Here is a 229-nt window from a genome sequence, read left to right as displayed (position 1 = left end):
CTTTTAGGATAAGCCCTCGACCGATTAGTATTGGTCAGCTCCATGCATTGCTGCACTTCCACCTCCAACCTATCTACCTCGTCGTCTTCAAGGGGTCTTACGAATTGGGAAATCTCATCTTGAGGGGGGCTTCACGCTTAGATGCTTTCAGCGCTTATCCCGTCCGTACGTAGCTACCCAGCCATGCTCCTGGCGGAACAACTGGTGCACCAGCGGTACGTCCATCCCG

General features: G+C 53.7%; 1 rRNA gene. It reads right to left on the bottom strand.

Annotated features, from left to right (window positions below):
* Positions 1-4 precede the first annotated feature (4 nt).
* A 23S ribosomal RNA gene (locus RJP21_RS31165) occupies positions 5-229 on the bottom strand; the annotation flags it as partial.

Origin of the sequence: Paenibacillus sp. VCA1 (assembly GCF_031583795.1) — a bacterium.
GTDB lineage: Bacteria > Bacillota > Bacilli > Paenibacillales > Paenibacillaceae > Paenibacillus_AQ > Paenibacillus_AQ albilobatus.
The sequence above is the reverse complement of the archived record's forward strand: the minus strand, read 5'-3'. Positions and strand labels throughout refer to the sequence as shown.